The organism is Streptomyces sp. NPDC021020, assembly GCF_044333285.1.
In the GTDB taxonomy this organism is placed as follows: Bacteria; Actinomycetota; Actinomycetes; order Streptomycetales; family Streptomycetaceae; genus Actinacidiphila.
This window is the reverse complement of the sequence record NZ_JBIRQQ010000006.1, coordinates 200,142-225,444: the sequence shown is the minus strand read 5'-3', so window position 1 is coordinate 225,444 and position 25,303 is coordinate 200,142. Positions and strand designations below refer to the sequence as shown.

Annotated in this window: 22 protein-coding genes; 13 read left to right on the top strand and 9 right to left on the bottom strand. The window is 73.3% G+C overall.

The window, feature by feature from the left end; all coding sequences use genetic code 11:
• The first annotated feature begins 19 nt into the window (after nt 1-19).
• The 5 genes from cydB to ACH4SL_RS19615 all read left to right on the top strand — a co-directional run bounded on the left by cydB (nt 20) and on the right by ACH4SL_RS19615 (nt 7,375).
• A complete protein-coding gene (gene cydB, locus ACH4SL_RS19635) occupies nt 20-1,051 on the top strand; it encodes a cytochrome d ubiquinol oxidase subunit II (protein WP_398447117.1) in 1,032 nt (343 codons plus the stop codon).
• Nucleotides 1,052-1,094: 43 nt separating this feature from the next.
• The gene (cydD, locus tag ACH4SL_RS19630) at nt 1,095-4,847 is read left to right on the top strand and encodes a thiol reductant ABC exporter subunit CydD (protein WP_398447115.1); all 3,753 of its coding nucleotides are present in this window, start codon (nt 1,095-1,097) and stop codon (nt 4,845-4,847) included.
• A 161-nt stretch (nt 4,848-5,008) separates the two neighbouring features.
• Entirely contained in the window at nt 5,009-5,299 is a 291-nt protein-coding gene (locus ACH4SL_RS19625) for a DUF3303 family protein (protein ID WP_398447113.1), read from the top strand.
• A 189-nt stretch (nt 5,300-5,488) separates the two neighbouring features.
• On the top strand, nt 5,489-6,112 hold the full coding sequence (locus ACH4SL_RS19620; RefSeq protein ID WP_398447111.1) for a DUF6344 domain-containing protein: 624 nt from the start codon (nt 5,489-5,491) through the stop codon (nt 6,110-6,112).
• Between the two features lie 360 nt (nt 6,113-6,472).
• Nucleotides 6,473-7,375 carry an HAD family hydrolase gene (locus tag ACH4SL_RS19615; RefSeq protein ID WP_398447109.1) on the top strand — a complete coding sequence of 301 codons (903 nt, stop codon included), beginning with the start codon at nt 6,473-6,475 and terminating at the stop codon, nt 7,373-7,375.
• A gap of 69 nt (nt 7,376-7,444) precedes the next feature.
• Here ACH4SL_RS19615 and ACH4SL_RS19610 read toward each other — a convergent pair whose 3' ends face one another.
• The 3 genes from ACH4SL_RS19610 to ACH4SL_RS19600 form a co-directional block, all read right to left on the bottom strand.
• Nucleotides 7,445-8,227, bottom strand: coding sequence for a VOC family protein (locus tag ACH4SL_RS19610; protein WP_398447107.1), 783 nt, complete (start codon nt 8,225-8,227; stop codon nt 7,445-7,447).
• Nucleotides 8,228-8,434: 207 nt separating this feature from the next.
• On the bottom strand, nt 8,435-9,262 hold the full coding sequence (locus tag ACH4SL_RS19605) for an NAD(P)H-binding protein (RefSeq protein WP_398447105.1): 828 nt from the start codon (nt 9,260-9,262) through the stop codon (nt 8,435-8,437).
• Nucleotides 9,263-9,373: 111 nt separating this feature from the next.
• Nucleotides 9,374-10,279 carry an LLM class flavin-dependent oxidoreductase gene (locus ACH4SL_RS19600; RefSeq protein WP_398447103.1) on the bottom strand — a complete coding sequence of 302 codons (906 nt, stop codon included), beginning with the start codon at nt 10,277-10,279 and terminating at the stop codon, nt 9,374-9,376.
• 309 nt (nt 10,280-10,588) lie between these two features.
• Between ACH4SL_RS19600 and ACH4SL_RS19595 the strand changes: the two genes are divergently transcribed.
• From ACH4SL_RS19595 to ACH4SL_RS19585, 3 genes are all read left to right on the top strand, one after another.
• A complete protein-coding gene (locus ACH4SL_RS19595) occupies nt 10,589-10,837 on the top strand; it encodes a hypothetical protein (RefSeq protein WP_398447101.1) in 249 nt (82 codons plus the stop codon).
• Entirely contained in the window at nt 10,834-11,235 is a 402-nt protein-coding gene (locus ACH4SL_RS19590; RefSeq protein WP_398447099.1) for a PIN domain-containing protein, read from the top strand. The genes ACH4SL_RS19595 and ACH4SL_RS19590 overlap by 4 nt, the downstream gene beginning before the upstream one ends.
• 412 nt (nt 11,236-11,647) lie before the next feature.
• On the top strand, nt 11,648-12,292 hold the full coding sequence (locus ACH4SL_RS19585; RefSeq protein ID WP_398447097.1) for an SIMPL domain-containing protein: 645 nt from the start codon (nt 11,648-11,650) through the stop codon (nt 12,290-12,292).
• A gap of 46 nt (nt 12,293-12,338) precedes the next feature.
• Here ACH4SL_RS19585 and ACH4SL_RS19580 read toward each other — a convergent pair whose 3' ends face one another.
• Entirely contained in the window at nt 12,339-13,337 is a 999-nt protein-coding gene (locus tag ACH4SL_RS19580) for a MerR family transcriptional regulator (protein ID WP_398447095.1), read from the bottom strand.
• Between the two features lie 128 nt (nt 13,338-13,465).
• Nucleotides 13,466-15,346 carry an SDR family oxidoreductase gene (locus ACH4SL_RS19575; protein WP_398447093.1) on the bottom strand — a complete coding sequence of 627 codons (1,881 nt, stop codon included), beginning with the start codon at nt 15,344-15,346 and terminating at the stop codon, nt 13,466-13,468.
• Nucleotides 15,347-15,573: 227 nt separating this feature from the next.
• On the opposite strand from ACH4SL_RS19575, the gene ACH4SL_RS19570 reads away from it, so the two are divergent.
• From ACH4SL_RS19570 to ACH4SL_RS19550, 5 genes are all read left to right on the top strand, one after another.
• Nucleotides 15,574-16,530: an ABC transporter ATP-binding protein gene (locus ACH4SL_RS19570; RefSeq protein WP_398447091.1), complete on the top strand. Its 957-nt coding sequence runs from the start codon at nt 15,574-15,576 to the stop codon at nt 16,528-16,530.
• Nucleotides 16,517-17,467 carry an ABC-2 transporter permease gene (locus ACH4SL_RS19565; protein WP_398447089.1) on the top strand — a complete coding sequence of 317 codons (951 nt, stop codon included), beginning with the start codon at nt 16,517-16,519 and terminating at the stop codon, nt 17,465-17,467. Before ACH4SL_RS19570 ends, ACH4SL_RS19565 begins: the two co-directional genes overlap by 14 nt.
• Nucleotides 17,464-18,381, top strand: a complete 918-nt coding sequence (locus ACH4SL_RS19560) for an ABC transporter ATP-binding protein (RefSeq protein ID WP_398447087.1) — start codon at nt 17,464-17,466, stop codon at nt 18,379-18,381. The genes ACH4SL_RS19565 and ACH4SL_RS19560 overlap by 4 nt, the downstream gene beginning before the upstream one ends.
• A gap of 12 nt (nt 18,382-18,393) precedes the next feature.
• Nucleotides 18,394-19,173, top strand: coding sequence for an ABC transporter permease (locus tag ACH4SL_RS19555; RefSeq protein WP_398447085.1), 780 nt, complete (start codon nt 18,394-18,396; stop codon nt 19,171-19,173).
• A 137-nt stretch (nt 19,174-19,310) separates the two neighbouring features.
• A complete protein-coding gene (locus ACH4SL_RS19550) occupies nt 19,311-20,087 on the top strand; it encodes a rhomboid-like protein (protein WP_398447083.1) in 777 nt (258 codons plus the stop codon).
• On the opposite strand, the gene ACH4SL_RS19545 is transcribed toward ACH4SL_RS19550, so the two are convergent.
• From ACH4SL_RS19545 to efeB, 4 genes are all read right to left on the bottom strand, one after another.
• Nucleotides 20,023-20,850 carry an HAD family hydrolase gene (locus ACH4SL_RS19545; protein WP_398447081.1) on the bottom strand — a complete coding sequence of 276 codons (828 nt, stop codon included), beginning with the start codon at nt 20,848-20,850 and terminating at the stop codon, nt 20,023-20,025. The two genes, ACH4SL_RS19550 and ACH4SL_RS19545, sit on opposite strands and share 65 nt — an antisense overlap.
• Nucleotides 20,847-22,148, bottom strand: coding sequence for a serine--tRNA ligase (gene serS, locus ACH4SL_RS19540; RefSeq protein WP_398447079.1), 1,302 nt, complete (start codon nt 22,146-22,148; stop codon nt 20,847-20,849). Before serS ends, ACH4SL_RS19545 begins: the two co-directional genes overlap by 4 nt.
• A gap of 632 nt (nt 22,149-22,780) precedes the next feature.
• Nucleotides 22,781-23,710, bottom strand: coding sequence for a prephenate dehydratase (gene pheA / locus ACH4SL_RS19535; RefSeq protein WP_398447077.1), 930 nt, complete (start codon nt 23,708-23,710; stop codon nt 22,781-22,783).
• A gap of 80 nt (nt 23,711-23,790) precedes the next feature.
• A complete protein-coding gene (gene efeB, locus ACH4SL_RS19530) occupies nt 23,791-25,278 on the bottom strand; it encodes an iron uptake transporter deferrochelatase/peroxidase subunit (RefSeq protein ID WP_398447075.1) in 1,488 nt (495 codons plus the stop codon).
• Nucleotides 25,279-25,303: the final 25 nt, after the last annotated feature.

The following is a 25,303-nucleotide window of genomic DNA, read 5'->3' as shown; positions in this document are numbered from 1 at the left end:
GCGGCAGGAGGAAAAGATCATGCATCTGCACGACGTCTGGTTCGTCCTGATCGCCGTTCTGTGGACCGGCTACTTCTTCCTGGAGGGCTTCGACTTCGGCGTCGGGGTGCTCACCAAGCTGCTGGCGCGGGACCGCGCGGAGCGGCGCGTGCTGATCAACACGATCGGCCCGGTGTGGGACGGCAACGAGGTGTGGCTGCTCAGCGCGGGCGGCGCGACCTTCGCGGCCTTCCCCGACTGGTACGCGACGCTCTTCTCCGGCTTCTACCTGCCGCTGCTGATCATCCTGGTGTGCCTGATCGTGCGCGGGGTCGCCTTCGAATACCGCGCCAAGCGGGACGGCGAGCGCTGGCAGCGCAACTGGGAGCACGCGATCTTCTGGACCTCGCTGGTGCCTGCCGTGCTGTGGGGTGTCGCCTTCGCCAACATCGTGCACGGCGTGAAGATCGACGCGCACAAGGAGTACGTCGGCGGCTTCTGGGACCTGCTGGGCGGATACGCGCTGCTGGGCGGGCTGGTGACGCTGGTGCTCTTCACCTTCCACGGCGCCGTGTTCGTCTCGCTCAAGACGGTCGGCCCGATCCGGGAGCGGGCGCGGGCCTTCGCCACCCGGGTGGGGACGCTCGCGGTGGTCCTGGCGTCGGCCTTCCTGATCTGGACCCAGGCCGCGAGCGGCAACGGGCGCAGCCTGGTCGCACTGGTCGTGGCCGCCGTCGCGCTGCTGCTCGCGCTGGGCGCGAACGCCGCCGGGCGGGAGGGCTGGTCGTTCGCCTTCTCCGGGGTGACGATCGCTGCGACCGTCGCGCTGCTCTTCCTGAGCCTGTTCCCGAACGTGATGCCGTCCTCGCTGGACAGCGCCTGGAACCTGACGGTGAGCAACGCCTCGGCGACCCCGTACACGCTGCGGATCATGACGTGGTGCGCGGCCGTCGCCACACCGCTGGTGCTGCTCTACCAGGGCTGGACGTACTGGGTGTTCCGCAAGCGCATCGGGACGCAGCACATCGCCGGAGGGAAGCCCGCGGGCGTCCCGGCCGGAGGAGCGCGGTGATGTTCCACGTGAAACACATTCGCGATGCAAAGGGGTGTTCCACGTGAAACCGGTCGATCCACGGCTTCTGCGGTACGCGCGCACCACCCGGGTCTTCCTCGCGGGCACGGTGGCGCTGGGACTGGCGGGTGCCGGGCTCATCGTGGCGCAGGCGACACTGCTCGCGGACCTGGTGGTCGGCGGCTTCCAGCACGGTGAGGGGACCGGCCGACTGGGCAGCGACCTGCTGTGGCTGGCCGCGGTGTCGGTGGGGCGGGCGCTGGTGGCCTGGCTGACCGAGCTGTGCGCACACCGCTCGGGCGCCGCGGTCACCTCGCAACTGCGCGGCCGGCTGCTGGAGAAGGCCACCGCGCTGGGACCGGCCTGGCTGACCGGGCGGCGCAGCGGGGAGCTGACGACGCTGGCCACCCGCGGTATCGACGCCCTGGACGACTACTTCGCCCGCTATCTGCCGCAACTGGGGCTGGCCGCGGTGGTACCCGCGGTGGTGCTGGCCCGGATCGTGCTGGCGGACTGGATCTCGGCGCTCACCATCGTGCTGACGCTCCCGCTGATCCCGCTGTTCATGGTGCTCGTGGGCTGGGCCACCCGGGAGCGGATGGACCGGCAGTGGCGGCTGCTGGGCAGGCTCTCCGGCCACTTCCTGGACGTGGTGGCCGGGCTGCCGACGCTCAAGGTCTTCGGACGCGCCAAGGCGCAGGCCGAGAGCATCCGCGCCATCACCGGCGACTACCGCAAGGCCACGCTGCGGACACTGCGGATCGCCTTCCTGTCGTCCTTCGTGCTGGAGCTGCTGGCGACGATCTCGGTCGCGCTGGTCGCCGTCGACATCGGCATGCGCCTGGTGCACGGCGAGCTCTCGCTGCGTACCGGGCTGCTCGTGCTGATCCTCGCGCCCGAGGCGTATCTGCCGCTGCGGCAGGTCGGGGCGCAGTACCACGCCGCCGCGGAGGGGCTGGCCGCCGCCGAGCAGGTCTTCGAGGTGCTGGAGACCGAGCCCGCCGCCCGGCCCGGCACCGCCCCGGCGCCCGACCTGGGCACCGCGACCGTACGGGTTGAGGACCTGGCCGTCCGCAGCGAGGGGTCGCTCGCGCCGACGTCCTTCACCCTCGCGCCCGGCGAGACGCTGGCCGTCACCGGCCCCAGCGGCGTCGGCAAGACCACGCTGCTCGGCGCGCTGCTCGGCTTCGCCCCCGCGGCGCAGGGCCGTATCACCGTCGAGGCCGCGGACGGCACCGCGGCCGACCTGCGCACGATCGACCCCGCGTCCTGGTACCGGCAGATCGCCTGGGTGCCGCAGCGGCCGCACCTCTTCGCGGGCACGGTCGCGGAGAACGTGCGGCTCGTCCGGCCCGACGCCCGCGACGCGGAGGTGGACGCCGCGCTGGCGGCGGCCGGTGTGCTGGGCTTCGCCGCTCCCGACGACACCATCGGGGAGGACGGCGCCGGGCTGTCCGCGGGCCAGCGGCAGCGCCTCGCCCTGGCCCGCGCCTTCCTCGCCGACCGCCCGCTGCTGCTGCTCGACGAGCCGACCGCGAACCTGGACGGCGACACCGAGGCCGCGCTCGTCGCGACGCTGCGCGACCTGACCCGCGGCCGGACGACGGTGCTGGTCGCGCACCGCCCGGCACTGCTGCCGCTGGCCGACCGGGTCCTGATGCTGGAGCCCGTGGAGGGTGCTGTGGTGGGGGCGGGGAGCGGTGTCGCTGCCGCTGCCTCTGCCGAGAAGGTGACGGCTTCCGGTGCTGCGGTGGAAATGCGGGGGGCCGTAGCCGCCGAGGAGGCGCGCGGGCGCGTCGCGGTGGTGACGGCCGCGGGTGCCGAGACTGCTCGTGGTGCCGCGGTGACGGCTGCTGACGGTGCGGGGAACGAGGCTGCTGCCGCGGCGGTGGCGGCTGACGGTGCTTCCGGTGCCGCAGCCGTCCGCGCCGCCGCGGATGCCTCGGGCGGTGGAGCCCGCGCCGTCGAGGGGGCGCGCGACGCTGCCGGTGACGAGGGGGCGGCCTTGCTGCCGCGGGGGCGCGGGTTGCTGCCGATGGCGCGGGCGCGCGGATTCCGCGGGCGGTTCGCCGCCGCGTGCGGGCTGGGCGCGCTCGCGCTGCTCTCGTCGGTGGGGCTGATGGCGACGTCGGGGTGGCTGATCAGCCGGGCCTCGCAGCAGCCGCCGGTGCTGTACCTGATGGTGGCCGTGACCGCGACCCGCGCCTTCGGCATCGGACGGGCCGCCTTCCGCTACGGGGAGCGGCTGGTCGCGCACGACGCCGTCTTCCGTGCGCTGGCGGGTGTGCGGGTCGCCGTCTACCGGCGGCTGGAACGGCTGGCGCCCGCGGGTCTGCGCGAGCGCCAGCGCGGCGATCTGCTGTCGCGGCTGGTCGCGGACGTGGACGCGGTCCAGGACCACTATCTGCGCTGGCTCCAGCCCGCCGTCACCGCCGGGCTCGTGGTGCTGACCTCCGCGGCCTTCGCAGGCTGGCTGCTGCCCGCCGCCGGAGTCGCCGTCGGCGCCGGGCTGCTGGCCGCCGGTGTCGCGGTGCCCGCGCTGGCCGCGGCCGCCGCCCGCCGGACCGAGACCCGGCTCGCTCCGGCCCGCGGGGAGCTGTCGGCCCGGGTGCTGGCCCTCTTCACCGGGACCGCGGAACTGACGGTGGCTGGTGCGCTCGACCGGCGCCGCGCGCAGGCCGCCGACGCCGACCGCACCCTCACCGCGGTCGCCGCCCGCTCCGCCGCCGTGACCGCGCTGGGCGCCGGGCTGACCACGCTGGCCTGCGGCCTGACCGTGACGGCCTGCGGCTGGCTCGGGGTCCGCGCGGTGGCGGCGCACCAGATGTCCGGGCTGGCCCTCGCGGCCCTGCTGCTCGCGCCGCTCGCCGCCTTCGAGGCCGTCAACGGCATGCCGCTCGCCGCACAGCAGCGGCAGCGCAGCCGCCGGGCGGCCGAGCGGGTGAACGACGTGCTCGACGCCCCGCTGCCGGTCCGCGAGCCCGAGCACTCCGCGGCCCCGCCCGCCTCGCCCTTCCCGCTGGTGGTCGCGGGTCTGACCGCCCGCCACCCCGGCCGTGAGCACGCGGCGCTGGACGGCGTCGACCTCACCCTGACCGCGGGGCGCCGGGTGGCGGTCGTCGGCCCGTCCGGTGCGGGCAAGACCACGCTGGCCCATGTGCTGCTGCGCTTCCTGGACGCGGAGTCCGGCACGTACACCCTGGGCGGTGTGCCCGCGGCCGACTGCGACGGCGACGACGTACGGCGGCTGGTCGGGCTGTGCGCGCAGGACGCACATGTGTTCGACAGTACGGTCCGGGAGAACCTTCGGCTGGCCAGGCCCGGCGCCGGGGACGACGAGCTGCGGGCCGCGCTGGCCGCCGCCCGACTGGACCTCGGCCTGGACACGGCAGTCGGCGAGCACGGCGCCCGGCTGTCCGGCGGCATGCGCCAGCGCCTCGCGCTGGCCCGCGCCCTGCTCGCGGGCTTCCCCGTGCTGGTGCTGGACGAGCCCGCCGAACACCTGGACACCGCCACCGCCGACGCGCTGACCGCCGATCTGCTGGACGCGACCCGGGTGCACGACCGTACGACGCTGATCGTCACGCACCGGCTCGCCGGGCTCGCGGGCGACGCCGTCGACGAGATCGTGGTGCTGGACGCGGGCCGGGTCGTGCAGCGCGGCTCCTACCGCGAGCTGGCTGCGGCGGACGGCCCCTTCCGCCGCACCCTGGAGCGCGAGCGGCTCGCCGACGAGGCCGCGGTGGCCGGAGCCGGGGCGGCGGGGGCCGGGGCGCTGCTGTCCACCGCGGCCTGACACCCGGCGGACAGTGGCTCCCGGACGGGCGCTGCCGGCCCTCCGGCCCGGTTGCCGCGGCAACCGGGCCGGAGGAGGCTGAAGAAGGAGGCGCGACCGCGGTTTTCCGCGCGCGCAGGGCGCCGACCGCCGGCCGTGCGCTGCCGGAAGGGTGAATCCCCATGCGGATGCTGCTCACCGCGAGGATGGACACCGAGGCCGCGAACCAGGCGGTGGACGACGGCACGATGTCCAAGACGGTGCAGGAAATGACCGAGGAGCTGCGCCCGGAGTCCGCCTATTTCACGGCGACCGAAGGCGACCGCTGCTGCTACATGGTCTTCGACATGAAGGACAGCGCGCAGATGCCGTCGATGCTCGAACCGTTCTTCCACGCCGGGGCGAAGGTCGACGTGCGGCCCGTGATGACCATGGACGACCTGCAGACCGGACTGGCGAGCCTCGGCCGCTGAATCCGGGTCCCGAATCGTCCCGCGCGGACCCCGGAATCCCCTCGCCACCTGCCGTGGCAGGCGCATATTGCGCCAGGCAGGTGGCGTTGGTCTGAATATCGGCGAACTCGACGTGCGGATCCGGCGAAACCGTGCTCGTTTCCCCATCATCGGATTAGTCAGCTCGATGGATAAGAAACGAGAGAGGTCATGGCTGCCACCATTTCCCGGATCAGCGCCTTCTGGGCCGCTTTCCTGAACCTCCTGATCACCTGCATCGGCGCCCTGGGCTTCACCGTCCCGGCCCGCCTCCGCGCCGCCGCCTCGGCCACGCCGGCCGTCCCGGCCGCCCCCACCACTCCCGCGGCCCCCGCCGTTCCGCCCGTGCCGACCGTCGCGCCGGTCGTACCGGCCGGCCGTACCGCCGCCGGGCCCCCGCCGCAGGCGCCCGCACGGGCCGCGCTGCCCGCCGTACCGCCGCAAGCGGCGGCCGGGCGCGGGCGGACGGCTGCCGTACCGGCGCAGGCCACCGCGTCGCCGGAACCCCGGGCCGGTGCGCCCGCCCGCCGGAGGAGCGCTCCGGCGGACCGCGCCGCCGCCCCGTCCGGCCGGACCTTCGTGCCCGCCCCGCGCCCGTACGCGCGGGAACGGTCGCTGCCGCCGACGATGAAGCAGCGCATCGGGGCGGAAGCGCACGGCGCCTCCCCCAGCGCGCGCAGCGTGGCCGAGCCGTTCGACCTCGCGTTCGGCCCGCTCGTCTCCGCGGCCGCCGCCGGTCAGAGCGAGGCCCGGATCCCCGCCGCCCGCCGTCGCGACCGCGCGCTGTGCGGCTGACCGCGGTCGCCGCGCGCTGCGCGCTGCGCCACCGCGGCCGGGTGTCCGACGCCGCTCACCGCACGCACTGCTCGCACCGCCTGCCTCCGCTCCACCCCGCGGCCCCGGCCGACGTACGCCACCGCGTCACCACGGCGCCTTTCCGTGGCGACGGCGACCGGCCCGTACGGACGAGCGGTGATCCCGGCAGCCTCTGCGCATATGTGCAGTCCTGAGAACGCCAGTAGTCCTGGAAGCACCAGCAGTACCGCAAACACCAGCAATACCGCACCGCGCAGGACCCGTATCACCCGGACCCACCGGCTCCGCTGAGCACGTAACCGCACTTTTGTGCGGGACAAGCGCGGCGGATACGGGAGTATGGGATACGTGACCCAAGCCATCGGTGCCCCCGGAGGGCATTCCCGCTCCACGGGCGCGCACCAGCAGCCCCACGCACACGACGACATCGCCATGGCCTCGCCGCGGCTGATCGCCACCGACCTGGACGGAACGTTGCTGCGCAACGACCGGACCGTGTCGCCGCGTACGGTCGCCGCTCTTGCCGCCGCGGAAGCAGCCGGCATAGAGGTCTTCTTCGTCACCGGGCGGCCCGCCCGGTGGATGGGTGTCGTCGCCGAACACCTCGCAGGCCACGGGATGGCGATCCTGGCCAACGGCGCAGCGGTCTTCGACCTGCGCGCCGGCCGGCTGATCGAGGCATTCCCGCTGCCCGAGGACGACGCCCTGGCCGTCGCGCGCGATCTGCGCGCCGCGCTGCCCGGCACCGCCTTCGCGGTCGAGCGCGCCTTCCTCTTCCGGCGCGAACCCGCGTACGCCCCCGTCGAGCCCGATGGTGCTCCGGCGGCGTCGATCGAGGTGCTGCTCGCCGAGGACCGCGCGCACCCGCTGCTGAAACTGCTGGTCAAGCACCCCTCGATGGACCCCGACGCCTTCCTCGCGGCGGCGCTCGACGTCGTCGGCGGGCGGGCCGAGGTCACCCGTTCCAGTGACTACGCGCTGCTGGAGGTCAGCGGCGCGGGCGTCAGCAAGGCGACCACGCTCGCCCGCTGCTGCGCCGAGCGCGGGGTCACCGCGGCGGAAGTCGTGGCCTTCGGTGACATGCCCAACGACCTGGCGATGCTCGACTGGGCCGGCACCTCCTACGCCGTCGCCAACGCCCACCCCGCCGTCCTGGCCGCCACCACCCGCAGGACGGCGGCGAACGAGGACGACGGGGTGGCGCGGGTGATCGAGCGGATCGTCGCGGCCCGCCGCAACTGACGCGACGTCGCGGCGGCGGTTACGACGGCGGCCGTTACGACGGCAGCGGTTACGACGGGACGGCGGCCGTTACGACGGCAGCGGGGAGACGACGGAGAAGACCGCGCCCTGCGGATCCTGGACGACGGCCATCCGGCCGACCTTGTCCATGTCGAAGGGCGGTGAGAGCACATTGCCGCCCGCGTGCACGACCGCGTCGACGATGCTGTCGGTGTTGTCGACCGCGAAGCTGATCAGCCAGTGCGGCGGGGTGTTCGGGGGCAGGTTCTCCATGCCCTGGATGCCGCCGACGGTGCGGCCGTTGACCTGGAAGCCGGTGAATTCCGGCATCTCGGGCATCGGGCCCGCGGTCACGCCGAGCACGGCCGAGTAGAACGCGCCCGAGGCCTTGGCGTCGGGGCTGTGCAGCTGGTTCCACACCAGCGCGCCGTGCTCGTTGACGATCTCGGCGCCCTTGAAGTCGCGCGGCTCCCACACGCCGAAGACCGCGCCCTGCGGATCCGCGGCCACGAACATCCGCCCGAGCCTCATAACGTCCATGGCGGGCATGATCACGGTGCCGCCGTTCGCGGCGACCTTCGCCGCCGTGTCGTCCGCGTCGAGGACCGAGAAGTACGTGGTCCAGGCGGTGGGCGGGGTCGGCTGGCCCTCCTGGGTCTGGGTCTTCATCAGACCGGCGACCGGCTTGCCCTTCTGCAGGCAGACCGAGTAGCCGCCGTATTCGTCCGGCCCGATCTCGGCCTGCCAGCCGAAGAGGTCGCGATAGAAGTCGAGGCCGGCCTGCTGGTCGGGCACCATCAGGTCGATCCAGCACGGCGTGCCGGGGTCGTAGGGGCCGGTGACTTCGGGCATCTGGCGTCTCCTTGCCTGGTGCGGGCGCCGGGCAGGCGCCCGGCGGACGTCTCCCCGGTCCGGCCGGACGACCGGGCCGCCCCCGCGGGTGGACCACCCCCGGCTTCCACCCTCCCCGCCGCCCGCCGCTCCCGCTACCCGAGCACACCCGAGGGGTGCCCCTCCCCGCCGCGGGGAGGCGAGCGGGGTGACGGGCCGATCGGCCCGTCAGCGGAAGGCGGGGGCGTGGGCCGCGGCCCAGTCGGCGTAGGAGCCCGCGGGGCGGCCCAGCAGCCGCTCGACGTCGCCGGACACCGCCTGCTCGGCGGGCAGCGGGCTGCCGAGGATGCCGAGAGTGGCGTCCACGACCGGCTCGGGCATGAAGGTGAGCATCCGCGCCCGCGCCTCGTCCCGGCTCTGCTCGGCGAAGCGCACGTCCTCGCCGAGAGCGGCGCCGATCGCCCGCGCCTGCTCGCGCGGGGTGACGGCGGCGGGCCCGGTCAGCACGTACGTCCGCCCGGCATGGCCCTCGCCGCCGCCCGCCAGCACGGCCGCCGCGGCCGCGGCGATGTCCGCGGGGTCGATGACGGGCAGGGCCACGTCGCCGAAGGGCGCGACGACCGTGCGCTCGGCGCGCACGGACTCCGCCCAGCCCAGGGAGTTGGTCGCGAAACCGCTCGGGCGCAGCACCGTCCACTCCAGGCCCGAGCCGCGGACCGCCGCCTCGAAGGCCGCCGGGTGGGCGTAGGCCTCGGGGCGGGTGCCGGCGCCCTGCGAGGAAAGCAGGACGACACGGCGGACGCCCGCGGTCTTCGCCGCGTCCAGCACGGCGTGCGGGGCGTCCCCGGCAACGAGCAGGAAGAGCGCGTCCGCCCCGTCGAACGCCTCCCGCAGGCCGCCGGGCTCGGCGAGGTCGCCGGGTACGCGGCGGACCCCCGCGGGCGCGTCGCCCGGCTGCGGCCGCCGGGACATCGCCGTCACCTGCTCGCCGGACGCGGCCAGCGCCTCCACCACTCGGCTGCCGACGTTTCCGGAGGCTCCGGTCACCACGATCATGATTGCTCCCCAGGTCTGCGCAGGCCCGTTCACCTGCTGACCCGACGAAGCTAACATCGTGCGGATAGTAGGTACCTAGGGGAAAGTATTGGCCGAACTCAGGGCTCGGGCTCAGGAGGCGGCGGCGAGCTGGGCCAGGCCCTCGGTCGCGATGCGGGTGAAGACGTCGTGGTCGGCGGCGAATTCGGAGTCCGGGATCGGGCGGTGCAGCACGATCTCGGTGATGCCGAGCTCCGCGTGCCGGCCGGCGAAGTCCACGAAGGCGTCGACGGAGTCCAGCATGGCGTTGCGGTCCGGGGTGAAGCCGGTGAGCATGATGCGCTCCAGCTCCCCCGGGTCCCGCCCGGCGGCCGCGCACGCCTCGCCGAGCCGTTCGACCTGGCCGCGGATCGCCGCCCGCGACTGCTCCGGGGTGCCCTCGTCGAAGAGCGCCGGGTCGCCCGTGGTCACCCACGCCTGGCCGTACCGGGCGGCGAGAGCGAGGCCGCGCGGACCGGTCGCCGCGACCGCGAAGGGCAGCCGGGGCTGCTGCACGCAACCGGGGATGTTGCGCGCCTCGTCAGCGGTGTAATACGTGCCGCGCTCGGTGACCGCGCGTTGCGTGAGCAGCGTGTCGAGCAGCCCGACGAACTCCCCGAACCGCGCCGCCCGCTCCCTCGGCGACCACGGCTCCTGCCCCAGCGCGGTGGCGTCGAACCCGGTGCCCCCCGACCCGATGCCGAGCACGACCCGCCCGCCGGAGATGTCGTCGAGCGACATCAACTCCTTCGCGAGAGTGACCGGATGCCGGAAGTTCGGCGACGTCACGAGGGTCCCCAGCCGGATCCGCCCAGTGACGCCCGCGGCGGCGGTCAGCGTCGGCAGCGCCCCGAACCACGGCTTGTCCCGGAAGGTCCGCCACGACAGGTGGTCATAGGTGTATGCGGCATGGAACCCCAGCTCCTCGGCCTCCCGCCACACCTCCCGTCCCTGCTCGTGCCAGCGGTAGATGGGCAGGATCACGGTGCTCAGTCGCATGGGGACGACCTTACGGGCGACGGGCGCCGCACTGGCGAAAGGCCACCACTGGGGGAGGGGGAAGCGGGCCACCGCGCGTGCCGCCTGCCGGGTGGCAAGACGGTCGCCGACCGCTGGTCTCCCTGGCGACGCGCTCCTGCGCCGACGCAAGCCCTGGTACCACGAGAGCGAGCCGCGCCCCGGAGTCTCCGTGATCGGTGACCGGCTCAGTGAACTGCTCCGCGTTCGGTCGCCCTCAGCGCGTGCCCGGCGCACCGCCGGCGACCGAGAAGGAAGGCCCTAGTGTGCATACCGCGGTATGCTCGCTGTATGGCTGACACGACCCGGATCACGGTCACGCTGCCGACCGAGCAGGTGGCAGAGCTGAAGAAGCTCACGGACAACGTCTCCGGCTACGTGGCCGAAGCCGTCGCCCGTCAGATCAGGCACCAGCTCCTCGGGGCCGATCTGCAGAGTTACGAGGACGAGCACGGCTCCTTCAGCGAAGAGGAGCTGGCCGAGGCCCGAGCGCGTATCACCGGAGCGACGCGGACCACGGGTGGCGCGAGCGCCGCGTGAGTCAGCACATCGAATCCGTGGTTCTGGACAGCGAAGGCCTGTCCGCCTGGGTCGCCCAGGACCGGAAGATCCTCGGCCTGTTGAAGGTGTTCTACGAGATAGGCGCGGATCTGATCGTCAGCGCGAACACCATCGTGGAGGTCAGCCACTCCCGCGTGAACATGCCGCGGCTCCAGTGGACCTTGTCGCGGGTCAAGGTGGAGCCGGTCACCGAGCAGACTGCCAAGGAAGCGGCGCGCCTGCTCAAGGCGGCCGGCCTGCACGGTCACAAGCACGCCATCGACGCGACCGTCGCGGAGGCGGCCCTACGGCAGGCCGGACCCGTGGTCCTCCTGACTTCGAACATCGACGACATGGCCCGCCTGTGCGGCAAGCAGATCGGGTTCATCAGCCTCTGAGCCGCAGGTCAGCCCGTGATGGGTGAACGAGGCTTGACCGACGTCGACGAGGGTCCCCAGCCGGATCCGCGCCGCTCGGCTTGTCCGCGACCATCGCCAATGGCCGTGGGCCAACGGTGCGGATGCCCCTTCCAGAAGGCGATGCCAACGAGATCGCGGCGCTGCGGACGGTTGGTGGGAGCCGGGGCAACCGGGTCATCCCCTTCGCGGACATCGCGTCCGCCAACCTTCGGCGCGGTGGGTCCACCGACCGTTTGACCGTCAACCACCATGACGGAACCAGCAGCAAGCTCCTGTGGCTCCACCGGGACCCTGCGGCGTCAGTTCTGGCGCAGGTACTGGCCGCGTGGCTGACGGTCCCTGGCGGGAGCTGACGGGGGGCGCTGGTGGTTCATGTGATGGACTTCCGGCCATGCAGACAACGATCAAGTCTCCTTGGGGAATCACCAGTTACGGCGCGGCGAGTGTGCACGGCGCACCCGACCTCGCGCGGGTCAGGCTCGGTATCAACCGGACCGAGGCGTCGCCGCAGGAGGCGTTCACCGCCGCGCGTGCCGCGATAGCCGCGCTGCGCGAAGCAATACGGGCCCACGGTTTGCGGGACGCGCAGGTGTCGGCGTCGAGGCTCGACCTGCAGACCTCGTGGAGCGGGTACGGGCAGGACCGTAAATTCCTGGGCTATCGCTGCCATGCGGCATTCGCCGTGGAGTGCCATGACCTCGACGCCCTTGAGTCGTTTCTTGTCGCCGCGGTCGATGCGGGGGCGAACGAGGTGGAGGGCGTCGACTTCGACGTGCGCAACAAGCCGGAGCTGAGGGCGCAGGCCCGGGAGAAGGCCGTCCGCACCGCGAGGTCGAAGGCCGAGCTGTACGCGGCAGCCGCCGGGGTCCGGCTGGGCCAGGTCATCCACATCGAGGACGTCGATCCCGAGAGCATCGGGGCAGGCCGCTACCGGGGCCACAGCGACCCCGGCAGCGTCTCCGAGGCGGATCTCGCTCCTGGTGCCGTGGTGGTCTCGGCCGCGGTGGTGCTGGGATTCGCGATCGCGGCCTCGTAGGGCCGTCGCGCCGCTACGGCGTACCGCCCCGCCGGGGAGGCCGCGGTCAGGCCGGGGAACTCCGGCCGGGCAGGTGGGTCTTCGGGGTGAGGGCGTCCATGCGGCGGGCGGCGGCCTCGCGGTCGGCGGCCGCCGCGACGAACGCCGCGACGTGCTCCGCGCCGACCAGCTCGCGGACGGCCCGCACGGTGGCGGCGGGGAGGGCCACCTGCACACCGTCCCCCGGGCCGGGCGCGAGCTGCGGCGCGGGCAGAGGTACGGGCTCGGGCTCACGGTCCGGGGCGGCAGGCGGCAGCGCGTCGCCGAGGTGGCGCCGTACGTGCGCGGTGGCGCGCAGCCGCATCGCGCGGGCCAGCTCCGCGTCGACCGTCTGCTGGGCCAGCGGGCGCAGCCGCCGCACCAGCTCGGCGGCCTCGGCCGCCTCGGTGTCGCTCGGCGGGTGCTGGAGGAAGCGCTGGAAGACATACTCGGTGGTGAACTCCAGGAACCGCTCCGAGATGTGCTCCACCTGCCCGCGCAGCTCCCGCAGATGCACGGTGATCGCCCCCAGCGGCACCCCGGCGGCATGCAGCTCCACCGCCACGGCCAGCTCCTGCGGGCTGGGCACGGTGAATTCGTCCGCACTGCCCGGAACCGGCTCCAGCACCCCCAGCCGCACCGCTTCCCGTACCGCGGACGGATCGGGTGCCCCGCCGAACGCCTCGGTGAGCTCCGCCAGCCCCATACGCACCGGCCGCTCGTCCGACCAGGGCCGGTCCACCTCGCCGACCAGCCCGAGCACCCCGCCGAGCCCGGTGCCCGCGTCCCACGCGGCCAGCAGCTCCTTGATGCTGGCCAGCGTGTAGCCGCGCTCCAGCAGATCCGCGATCTGCCGCAGCCGCTCCAGATGGGTGTCGTCGTAGACGTTGGCCCGCCCCCGGCGCTCGGGCTTGGGCAGCAGCCCGCGGTCGGTGTACGCGCGGATGGTGCGGACCGTCGTCCCGGTGATCCGGGACAGGTCCTCGATCCGGTAGGCGCTCCTCCCGGTGTCGGTGTCGCTGCTCACCCGCTGGCCCTCATGTGCTTCCGCTCGGCTGCTCGTTCCCGTCCTGCGGGCCTCCGCGGCCCCCGGGCCGCCCGGCGCGACCGCCGCGCCCGGCCCGTCCCGCTCCCGCCTGCACCGTACGCCACCGGTCACAGCGGGGGGTCGACCCGGGCGAGGGTCCGTATCGCGCCGGGCGACAACCGGCCCAGCAACCGCGCGCCGCGGGCTTCGGCCATCACGGGCACCACCGCGGTGTCCCGCAGCACCGCACGGACCACCGCGCGGGCGACCTTCTCCGGCGGGTAGTTGCGCAGCCGGTACAGCCGCGCGGACCTGACCCGGCGGCGCTGCTGCTCCTCGTCGCTCACGCCGGTGTGCCGGGCGCTGCCGGTGATCGGGGTGTTCACCGGGCCGGGGCAGATGGCGCTCACTCCGATGCCCAGCGGTGCCAGCTCGGCTCTGAGGCATTCGCTCAGCATCAGCACGGCCGCCTTGGACGTGCTGTACGCGGGCAGTGTGCGCGAGGGCAGGAAGGCCGCCGCCGACGCGGTGTTGACGATGTGCCCGCCTTCGCCGCGCTCGGCCATCTGGCGGCCGAAGAGCCGGCAGCCGTGGATGACACCCCACAGATTGACGTCCAGCACCTGCTTCCAGTCCTCGGCGGTCGTGTCGAGGAAGCGGCCGGCCAGCCCGATGCCCGCGTTGTTGACCACCACGTCGGGCACACCGTGGCGCTCGCGGGTGCGCGCGGCCAGCTCCTCCATCGCCGGTCCGTCGGAGACGTCGACGGTCTCGGCCCAGGCACCCGGCGCCCCCGCGGCGCTGGCCAGCTCCGCCGTACGCGCGGCGCCCGCGCCGTCCCGGTCGACGGCCACGACGCGCGCACCCGCTTCGGCGAACGCCACCGCGGTGGCCCGCCCGATCCCGCTTCCCGCACCCGTGACCAGCACCAGCTGCCCGGCGAACCGCTCACCGGCCGCCCGCAGCTCCCGGGCCGGTACGCCCCCCGACCTCTTGCCACGCCGCTCCGCCCGGCCGCCCGCCGCGCCGCCCTCCGCCGGGGCACCCTCCTGCGTCGCCGTGGCGAATTCCGCGATCCAGCGGGCCATCTGCTGCGGGCGGGAGCGCGGGACCCAGTGCTTGGCGGGCAGTGTGCGCCGGGTCAGCCGGGGCGCCCAGCGCTCCAGGTCGTCGTACAGCCGCTCGGACAGGAAGGCGTCGCCGGTCGGGGTGACGAGCTGCACGGGCACCTGCGCGTAGGCGTCCGTACGGGGGTGGCCGAGGCGCCGGCGCACGTTGTCCCGGTAGAGCCAGGTGCCGTTGGCGGCGTCCCGCGGCAGCGAGGCCGTGGGGTAGTCGCCGGCCGGCAGCTTCTCCGCGCGCGCGAGCATCCGGGGCCACTGCTTGCCGAGCGGGCCGCGCCAGGCCATTTCGGGCAGGACGGGGGTGTGCAGCGCGTAGATGTACCAGGACTTCAGGCCCTGGCCGAGCACCTGGGCGGCGCGGCGCGGGGTGGGGCGGCGCACCCGGCGTCTGATCCAGTGGCCGAAGTGGTCCAGGCACGGGCCCGAGACGGAGGTGAAGGACGCGATGCGGCCCGCGGTCTCCGGCACGGTGACGAACTCCCAGCCCTGCACCGAGCCCCAGTCGTGGCCGACCAGATGCACGGGCCGCTCCGGGCTCACCGCGTCGGCGACGGCGAGGAAATCCCGCGTCAGCTTCTCCAGCGTGAATCCGCCGCGGAGCGGGGCAGGCGCCTGCGAGCGCCCGTGCCCGCGGACGTCGTAGCGGACCACATGGAAGCGGTCGGCCAGCAGCTCGGCCACTTCCGACCACACCTCCTTGCTGTCCGGATAGCCGTGCACCAGCACGACGGTCGGTCGCGCGGGGTCACCGGACTCGGCCACGCACAGCCGGACCCCGTCCGCGCCGGTCACGAACCGCTCGGACGCCGGCCGGCCACCGGCCGCCTCCTCCCGCCCCTCGCCCGCGCCTCCGACCGCTTTCCGCTTCCCGCCCGTTCCGCTCATCCCGCTCACCCGCCCCTTCGTCCGCACATCCGAAGCTGACATCACTCACTGTGACATCGCTCGATGGGACGGTCAAGGCCCGGTCACTCCCTGTGGATAACCGCCCCGACCGTTCGGCGGCAGCCCCGGGTCGTACCGACCCCTACGGGTGGTCAGACCGGAGGAGTACACGAATCCGGGACCCCGGGGGGACGCCAGGGCGTGCGGCCGACCACTACGGTCGTCCCGTGACTGTGATCTCCACCGAAAGCCTGAGCAAGCGGTACCCGGGCGTGACCGCTCTCGACGGGCTGTCCGTGGCCGTCACCCCCGGCGTGACCGGGCTGGTGGGGGCCAACGGGGCCGGCAAGTCGACGCTGATCAAAATCCTGCTGGGGTTGTCCCCGGCGACCGAGGGCAGGGCCGCCGTGCTCGGGCTCGACGTCGCGACCGACGGACCGCAGATCCGCAGCCTGGTCGGCTACATGCCGGAGCACGACTGCCTGCCGCCCGACGTGTCGGCGACCGAGTTCGTCGTGCACATGGCCCGGATGTCGGGGCTGCCGCCGTCCGCCGCGCGCGAGCGCACCGCGGACACGCTGCGCCACGTCGGCCTGTACGAGGAGCGGTACCGCCCGATGGGCGGCTACTCGACGGGCATGAAGCAGCGGGTCAAGCTCGCGCAGGCGCTCGTGCACGACCCGAAGCTGGTGCTGCTCGACGAGCCGACCAACGGCCTGGATCCGTCGGGGCGGGACGAGATGCTCGGCCTGATCCGCCGGGTGCACACCGACTTCGGCATCTCGGTGCTGGTCACCTCCCATCTGCTCGGCGAGCTGGAGCGCACCAGCGACCACATCGTCGTCATCGACGGCGGCAAGCTGCTGCGCGCCTCCTCCACCAGCGACTTCACGCAGACCACCGCGTCCCTCGCGGTCGAGGTCACCGACCGCGAGGAGGAGCTGCTCGCGCTGCTGACCGGCGCGGGCCTGACCACCCAGGCGCAGGGCCATCTGCTGCTGGTCGACATCGCGGACGACGGGACGTACGACATCGTGCGCGACGCGGTGGCCGGTCTCGGCGTCGGCCTGGTGCGCATGGAGCAGCGCCGGCACCGGATAGCCGAACTGTTCGTCGACGACGACACCGCCCCGGCAGGGGACGACGCCCACAGCAAGGAAGGAGACGGCCGTGAAGCAGCCTGACGTCACCGCACCCGGCGGTACGGCGGCCGCCACCGCGGGCGCCCGCGCCACCGGTTCACCACCCGACGTCATCCACGACATCGGCTACCGCAGCTACACCGGGCCGCGCCTCGGCCGCGGCTACGCACGCACCTCGCTCTTCGCGCAGAGTCTGCGCGGCGCCTACGGCCTCGGCCGCAGCGGCAAGTCCAAGGTGCTGCCGATGATCCTGCTCGGCGTGATGTGCCTGCCCGCGCTGATCATGGTCGCGGTCGCGATCTTCGCCGACCGCAACGATCTGCCGATCGCGTACACCCGCTACGCCGTGGTGCTCCAGGCGGTGATCACGCTCTTCGTCGCCTCCCAGGCCCCGCAGTCGGTCAGCCGCGACCTGCGCTTCAAGACCACCCCGCTGTACTTCTCCCGCCCCATCGAGCGGGTCGACTACGTGGCGGCCAAGTACGCGGCGCTGGCCGCGGCGCTCTTCCTGCTCACCGCGATCCCGCTCCTCATCCTCTACATCGGCGCGCTGCTGGCGAAGCTGGGCTTCGCGCACCAGACCGCCGGGTTTGCGAAGGGCCTGGTGTCCGTCATATTGCTCTCCCTGCTCTTCGCGGGGATCGGCCTGGTCATCGCGGCGGTCACGCCGCGCCGCGGCTTCGGCGTGGCGGCGGTGATCGCCCTGTTCGTGATCACCTACGCGGCTGTCTCCAGCGTGCAGGGCGTGGCCGGGACGCAGGAGCACTACGACGTCATCGGCTGGATCGGCCTCTTCTCCCCGGTCACCCTGATCGACGGCTTCCAGACCTGGTTCCTCGGCGCCCACTCCGCCTTCCCGCAGTCCGCGGGACCGCCGAACGCGGCGGCGGGAGTCGTGTACCTGCTGGTTCTCGTCGGCGTCATCACGGGCACGTTCGGGCTGCTGATGCGGCGCTACCGGAAGGTGGGCCTGTCGTGACCACGATCACCATCGACAACGTCTCGCGCTGGTTCGGCAACGTGGTGGCGGTCAACGACGTCACGATGAGCATCGGACCGGGCGTGACGGGGCTGCTGGGCCCCAACGGCGCGGGCAAGTCCACCCTCATCAACATGATGGCCGGCTTCCTCGCCCCCTCCAACGGCACGGTCACGCTCGACGGCAGCGTCATCTGGCGCAACGAGCAGGTCTACCGGGAGATCGGCATCGTGCCCGAGCGCGAGTCGATGTACGACTTCCTCACCGCCCGTGAGTTCGTCGTGGCCAACGCCGAGCTGCACGGCCTGCCGGATCCGGGGGCCGCCGCCCAGCGCGCGCTGGCCACCGTCGGGATGGAGTACGCGCAGCACCGCCGGATCGAGACGTACAGCAAGGGCATGCGGCAGCGCGCCAAGATGGCGTCCGCGCTCGTCCACGAGCCGTCCGTGCTGCTGCTCGACGAGCCGTTCAACGGTATGGACCCGCGGCAGCGGCTGCACCTCATGGAGCTGCTGCGGCGGATGGGCGCCGAGGGGCGCACCGTGCTGTTCTCCTCGCACATCCTGGAGGAGGTCGAGCAGCTCGCCCACCACATCGAGGTCGTGGTGGCCGGCCGCCACGCCGCCTCCGGCGACTTCCGCAAGATCCGCCGGCTGATGACCGACCGCCCGCACCGCTACCTCGTGCGGTCCAGCGACGACCGGCGGCTGGCGTCCGCGCTGATCGCGCACGCGTCGACCGCCGCGATCGAACTGGATCTGCGGGAGAAAGCCCTGCTCGTCCAGGCGGTCGACTTCGCCGGTTTCACCGAGTTCCTGCCCCGGATCGCCCGCGACCACGGCATCCGGCTCTTCACGGTCTCGCCGTCCGACGAGTCCCTGGAGAGCGTCTTCTCCTACCTGGTCACGGCGTAAGGAGCGACCGACATGTCCGCCACCACCGCCCCGACCGGCCGCGCCACCGCGCCGCCGTCACCGGGCCCCCGGGTCTACCACCCGACCGTCGCCCGCCTCACGTACGGCGCGCTGCTCGGCCGCCGCCGCGCCCTGCTGCTCTTCGGCCTGCCGCTGCTCACACTGATCATCGCGGGCGCGGTCCGCCTGCTCGGCGGCGCCGACGACTCCACGGCGAACGACGTGCTCCAGGGCTTCGGGCTCAGCGCGATGGTCCCGCTCGTCGGCGTCATCGCCGGCACCGGCGCGATCGGTCCGGAGATCGACGACGGCGCGATCGTCTACCTGCTGGCCAAGCCGGTCAAACGCGGCACGATCATCCTGACCAAGCTGATCGTGGCCATAGGCGTCAGCCTCGCCTTCACCGCGATCCCGGTGTTGCTCGCGGGGTACATACTCAACGCCAACGGGCAGAACGTGGCTGTCGCGTATGCCGTCGGCTCCGCCGTGGCCTGCGTCGCCTACTCCGCGGTCTTCCTGCTGCTGGGTGTCGTGACGCGGCACGCGGTGGTGGTCGGCCTGGTCTACGCGCTGGTGTGGGAAGGCGCGGTCGGCAACGTGGTGCCGGGCGCCCGCAAGCTCAGCGTCCAGCAGTGGGCGCTGGCGGTCGCGCAGAAGTTCGCGGACGGCGACGTGGTCAGCTCCGACGTGGGGCTCACCGCGAGCGTGGTGCTGCTGGCCGTCGTGACGGTGGCGGCCACCTGGTTCGCCGCGCGCAGACTGCGCAGCCTGAAGCTCGCCGCCGAGGAGTGACCCGGCGCCCCGTACGCACCGCGGCGCGTCGCCGTAACCCGGCGGCGGCCGCGGGCTGCGGGGGAGACGGCGCGGAAGAGCCGCCGCGGATCCGCCTCGCCGGGCGGGGGAGCGTACGGCGGTGAAGACTGAGGGCGATGCCCCCGCAGACACCGCAGGCGGCGCGGCCGGCGGCGGACCGGGTTCGCGCCGCGGCGCTCCGCCTCCGCCGCGTCACCCCGCGCGACGCGCGCCGCTTCGCCGCGCGGTGGGTGCGGTCCTCGCCCGGCACCCACATCTGGCTGGCCACGCTCGCCGTCACCAGCGTGGTCGTGGCGGTCGCCGCCCCGCACACCCGCTCGGCGCTGCTGCACCACTACAGCACCAACCTCGTCGAGCTGCACCGTCACCCGGTCCGCGTACTGATCGGCAGCGCGTTCTGGATCCAGACGCCCTCGGCGCTCGCCTTCTACGGTGTGCTCTTCGAGCTGGTGCACGCCCCCGCCGAGCGCTGGCTCGGCACCTGGCGCTGGCTGTTCACCGCGGCCACCGCGCACATCGGCGCCACGCTCGTCAGCCAGAAGGCGGTCTTCTTCGGCATAAGGGACGACCGGCTGCCGCACTCCCTCGCGCACACCGTGGACATCGGGGTGAGCTACGGCCTGGCCGGGATCGTCGGGGTGCTCGCCTACCGGGTGCCGCGGCCGTGGCGCTGGGGGTATCTCGCGGTGCTGCTCGGCTTCTTCGCCCGCCCGGTGCTGGCCGGCGGCACGTACACCAGCCTGGGGCACCTCACGGCGTTCCTGCTCGGGCTGTGCTGCCATGCGGCGACACCGCTGCCTGCACCCCGCGCCGGCGGGGGCGGCCCGGTCAGAGCGGGCCGAAGAACCGCTCCAGCACCGGCACGATCCCGTCCTCGTCGTGGGACGCGGTGACCTCGTCGGCGACGGCCTTCAGATCCGGGTGCGCGTTGGCCATGGCCACGCCGTACCCGGCCCACGCGAACATCGGGATGTCGTTGGGCATGTCCCCGAAGGCGATCGTCTCGGCGGACGTCACACCCAGCCGCCGCGCGGCCAGCGACAGCCCGGTCGCCTTGGTCAGGCCCAGTGGCAGCAGCTCCACGATGCCCGCGCCCGCCATGGTCGCGCTGACCATGGTGCCCGCCACCTCGTTGGCCACCTGCGTCAGCTCGTCGTCGGTCAGCTGCGGGTGCTGTATGTAGAGCTTGTTGAGCGGCTCCGCCCACAGCTCCTCGGGGCCGGAGATGTGCAGGACCGGCAGCTCGGGGTTGTGCACGTACCCCGGGCCGACCAGCACCTCGCCGGTGAGCCCGTCGCGGCTCGCGGCCACCGCCAGCGGTCCGGTCTCCGCTTCGATCTTGGCCAGTGCCAGCGCGCCGAGCTGCCGGTCCAGCGTGACCGAGGTCAGCAGCCGGCCGGACCCGGCGTCGTAGACCTGCGCGCCCTGCGCGCAGACGGCGAGCCCCTGGTAGTCGAGGTAGTCCAGCACGTGCCGCACCCACGGGACGGCGCGGCCGGTCACCACGATGTGCGCGGCGCCCTTGGCGGCGACCGCCGCGAGCGCGTCCCGCGAGCGGGGCGAGACAGTCGCGTCACTGCGCAGCAGTGTGCCGTCCAGGTCGGTCGCGACCAGCCGGAAGGGCAGCTCCCCGGCGGCCCGGTCCGGCGCGCTCACTTGGCGGCGGCCGATGCGGCGGGCGAGCCGGTCGGCTCCAGCACTTCGCGCCCGCCCAGATACGGCCGCAGCACCTGCGGAACGCGCACCGAGCCGTCGGCCTGCTGGTGGTTCTCCAGGAGGGCGACGATCGTGCGCGTCACGGCGCACAGCGTGCCGTTGAGCGTGGCGAGCGGGCGGGTGCCGTTCTCGTCGCGCAGGCGCACGCTCAGCCGCCGGGCCTGGAATTCGTTCGTGTTCGAGGTGGACGTCAGCTCGCGGTACTTGCCCTGGGTCGGGACCCACGCCTCGCAGTCGAACTTCCGCGACGCCGACAGGCCGAGATCGCCCGAGGCCAGCTCGATCACCTGGAAGGGCAGCTCCAGCGACGTCAGCCACTGCTTCTCCCAGGCCAGCAGCCGCTGGTGCTCGGCCTCCGCCTCCTCGGGAGTGGTGAAGACGAACATCTCGACCTTGTCGAACTGGTGCACCCGGAAGATGCCGCGGGTGTCCTTGCCGTACGAGCCGGCCTCGCGGCGGTAGCAGGACGAGAAGCCCGCGTAGCGCAGCGGCAGCCGGCCCGCCTCGATGATCTCGTCCATGTGGTAGGCCGCGAGCGGGACCTCGGAGGTGCCGACCAGGTACAGGTCGTCCTTGTCGAGGTGGTAGACGTCGTCCTCGGCCTGGCCGAGGTAGCCGGTGCCCGCCATGGCGGCGGGCTTGACCAGGTTCGGCGTCAGCATCGGGGTGAAGCCGGCGGCGGTCGCCTGCGCGATGGCCGCGTTGACCAGGGCCAGCTCCAGCAGCGCGCCGATGCCGGTCAGGTAGTAGAAGCGCGAGCCGGACACCTTGGCGCCGCGTTCGGTGTCGATGGCGCCGAGCAGTTCGCCCAGCTCCAGGTGGTCGCGCGGGGTGAAGCCCTCGGCGGCGAAGTCGCGCGGGGTGCCGTACTGCTCGACGACGGTGAAGTCCTCCTCGCCGCCGATCGGGGCGTCGGGGTGGACGACGTTGCCGATCCGGAGCAGCAGTTGCTGGGCCTCCTCGGCGGCTTCGTGCTGTTCGGCGTCGGCGGCCTTGACCGCGGCCGACAGCTCGCCGGCGCGGCGCAGCAGCTCGGCCTTCTCGTCGCCCTGCGCCTTGGGGATCAGCTTGCCCAGCTGCTTCTGCTCGGCGCGCAGCTCGTCGAAGCGGGTGCCGGAGGACCGGCGGCGCTCGTCGGCGGACAGCAGGGAGTCGACGAGCGCGACATCCTCTCCACGGGCGCGCTGCGAGGCACGCACACGGTCGGGGTCGTCACGGAGCAGGCGAAGGTCGATCACGGCTACAGGCTACCGGGGCGGGGCCCGCGGACGCGACAACTTAGCGGCTTTATGCCCGATATGAGAGCTTCACGACATAAGCGCGGGAAATCCACGGTGCGGGCGAAAAAAGGGCCCGTCAACCATATTGTGGGAGTCCCGCGGGCAGGTGCATCCGGCTTGTGGAGAACCGGAGTTGATCATCCCTCCCCGAGGGGAGTTATCCACAGGCCTGCGGAAGATCTCCACCACTTGTCCACAGGGTGTGGGGAAGATCTGTGGAGGAAGGCGAGATCATTCCCGGGGCCGGGTGATCGGCTATGGATTCCCCGTCGAAACTCGCTCCACACTCACTTTCGAGTGAGAAATCCTCCCTCGGAGGAGTGGGTCGCGCGAAATGGGCTGACGAGGTGCGTCCTGCGCCGCTCTGCGGCGAGCTGGTGTCTGTGTACCGATTTGTCGATGTCGTCCGCTTCGCCTGTCGACTTGTCCCCACGTTACCCACAGGCTCGCGACGCCCCCTGTGGATAACTCGCGGGTAGCTGTGCAGAACAGTGCAGAACAGCTGGGCAGAGCCGGTTCGGACCGCCGCACGGACCCGGCGCACGCACCCGCGGCAGGGCAGGCCGCGCCCGCCCGCCGTACGGATCCGCTCAGCCGCGGCCGTCGAGCGCGCGGTTCAGCCAGTCCGAGGCCTCGGCGAATTCCGTGTCGCCCGTGCCGCGCGCGATGGCCCCCGCCACCTCGTCCGCCCGCGGGTACGACCCGAGGAAGCGCACGTTCAGGCAGCGCCGCCGCAGCCCCATCAGCGTCTCGCCGACCCGCCGGTCGGTCAGGTGGCCCTCGGCGTCCACGGAGAAGCAGTAGCGGCCGAGGCCCTCGCCCGTGGGCCGGGATTCGATCCGCATCAGGTTCACCCCGCGGATCGAGAACTCCTGCAGCAGCTCCAGCAGCGCGCCCGGGTGGTCGTCGCGCAGCCAGAAGACCGCCGACGTCTTGTCCGCCCCGGTCGGCGCCGCCAGCCGCGCGGGGCGGCCGACCAGCACGAAGCGCGTCGTCGCGTTGGCCGCGTCGGCGATGTCCGTCGCCAGCGGCTCGAGACCGTACGTCGGCGCGGCGAATTCCCCCGCGAAGGCGCCGTCGAAACGGCCCTCCTGCACCAGCCGCGCGCCGTCCGCGTTGGACGCCGCCGACTCCCACACCGCGTCCGGCAGGTGCTCCGACAGCCACTGCCGCACCTGCGCCTGCGCCGCCGGGTGGCCGGTGACCGTCTTCACCGAGGACAGGTCCGTGCCGGGGCGCACCAGCAGCGCGAAGGCGATCGGCAGCAGCACCTCGCGGTAGATCATCAGCGGCTCGCCGAAGGCCAGCTCGTCGAGGGTCGCGGTGATGCCGCCCTCGACGGAATTCTCGATCGGCACCAGCGCGCCGCCCGCCTCGCCCGCCCGCACCGCGTCCAGCGCGGCCGGCACGGACACCATGGGCACGAGCTCGCGCGTCGCCGCCTCGGGCAGCGACCGCAGCGCGGCCTCCGTGAAGGTGCCCTCGGGGCCCAGGTACGTGTAGCGGCTCGCTGACGACATGCAAGCAGCCTAACGGCCCGCGCACACTGCTCCGTACGGGTAACGCACCGTCACCCCTTCCGCGGTATCCTCCGGCGCGCTCACCCCTCCAGCAGCCGCTGGCCCACGTATTCCCCCGGCCCCGCCCCGCCGGGCACTGCGAACAGGCCGCTCGCCTCGTGCCGCAGGAAGCGCGACAGCCCGTCCGCGCCGTCGAGCTTGCGCTGCACGGGCACGAAGCCCCGCATCGGATCGGCCTGCCAAGCCACGAAGAGCAGCCCCGCGTCCGGCGTCCCGTCCGCGCCGATGCCGTCGTGGTACGTGAACGAGCGCCGCAGCATGGCCGCGCCGCCGTTGGAGGCCGGGGCCGCGACGCGGATGTGGGCGTCCCCCGGTATCGCGAGGGTGCCGTCCGCGCCGAACGCGGCGAGGTCGGCGGGTGTGGTCTCGGTGCCGCCGGACAGCGGCGCCCCGTCCGACTTGCGCCGCCCGATCACCTTCTCCTGGCGTGCGACCGGGAGGTGGTCCCAGTCGTCGAGCAGCATCCTGATCCGCCGCACCACCGCGTACGACCCGTCCGCCATCCACGCCGGGGAGCCGTGCGGCGGCACGAAGACACGGGCGGCGAAGTCCGCGTCCGAGGGCTTGGGGTTGTTGGTGCCGTCGATCTGGCCCATCAGGTTGCGGCCGGTCAGGGGGCGGGAGGTCGCCCCCGGGCTGCGGGTGAAGCCGTTCATCTGCCAGCGCACCGCGGCCCACTGCCGCGCCGCCTTCTGGAGCACCCGCAGCGCGTGGAAGGCCACCAGCGCGTCGTCCGCGCCGATCTGCACCCACAGGTCGCCGTCGCTGCGTCCGGCGTCCAGCCGGTCGCCGGGGAAGTGCGGCAGCGGCGCCAGCGCCTCGGGCAGCGCCGAGCCGAGGCCGGTGCGCGCGAAGAAGCCGCGGCCGAAGCCAAAGGTGACGGTGAGCGAGGCCGGACCGGCGTCGTACGCGATCTGGTCGTCGTACGCCTCGGGGGCCTCGGGCCGGTCCTGCCGGGTCATCGTGCGCACCGCGGCCGACCAGCGGCGCATCAGCTCCGCCGCGCCCCGCCGCCCGGCGTCCGGCAGCAGGTCGAAGGCCACCAGATGGCCGCGGGACTGCGCGGGCTGCACGATCCCCGCCTGACGGGCGCCCTCGAAGGGGATGTGCGCGGAGCCGACCGTGCCGAGCGCGACGGGCTCCGTGCGCGCGGCAGCTGTGCCCGCGACCCCGGCCGCGCCCCCCGCGACCAGGCCTGCCGCGCCCGCGGCGCCCGCGGTGCCGAGGAGGCGGCGCCGGGTGAACGGCGCGGCATATTGCCGGTCCGTACGGTCGCCGCCGCCTGTTGCCGGGGCGCCGGCGGGCGGGGCCGCCGTACGCCGGGTGTCCGGCCCGGCCGTGCCGGGGGCGTCCGCCCGCCCGCATATTGCGGGGTCGCCGGCAGACGGCCGGGCCTCGGCCCCCGGACCTCCGGCGGATCCGCGGCTCTCCGCCACGGATCCGCCGTCGGCCTTGCGGCCTGCTGTGCCGGTCCTGCCCGTCCTGCCGGTTTTGCGTGCCGTACTCATGTGCGCTCGCTCTTGCCGTGAGGTG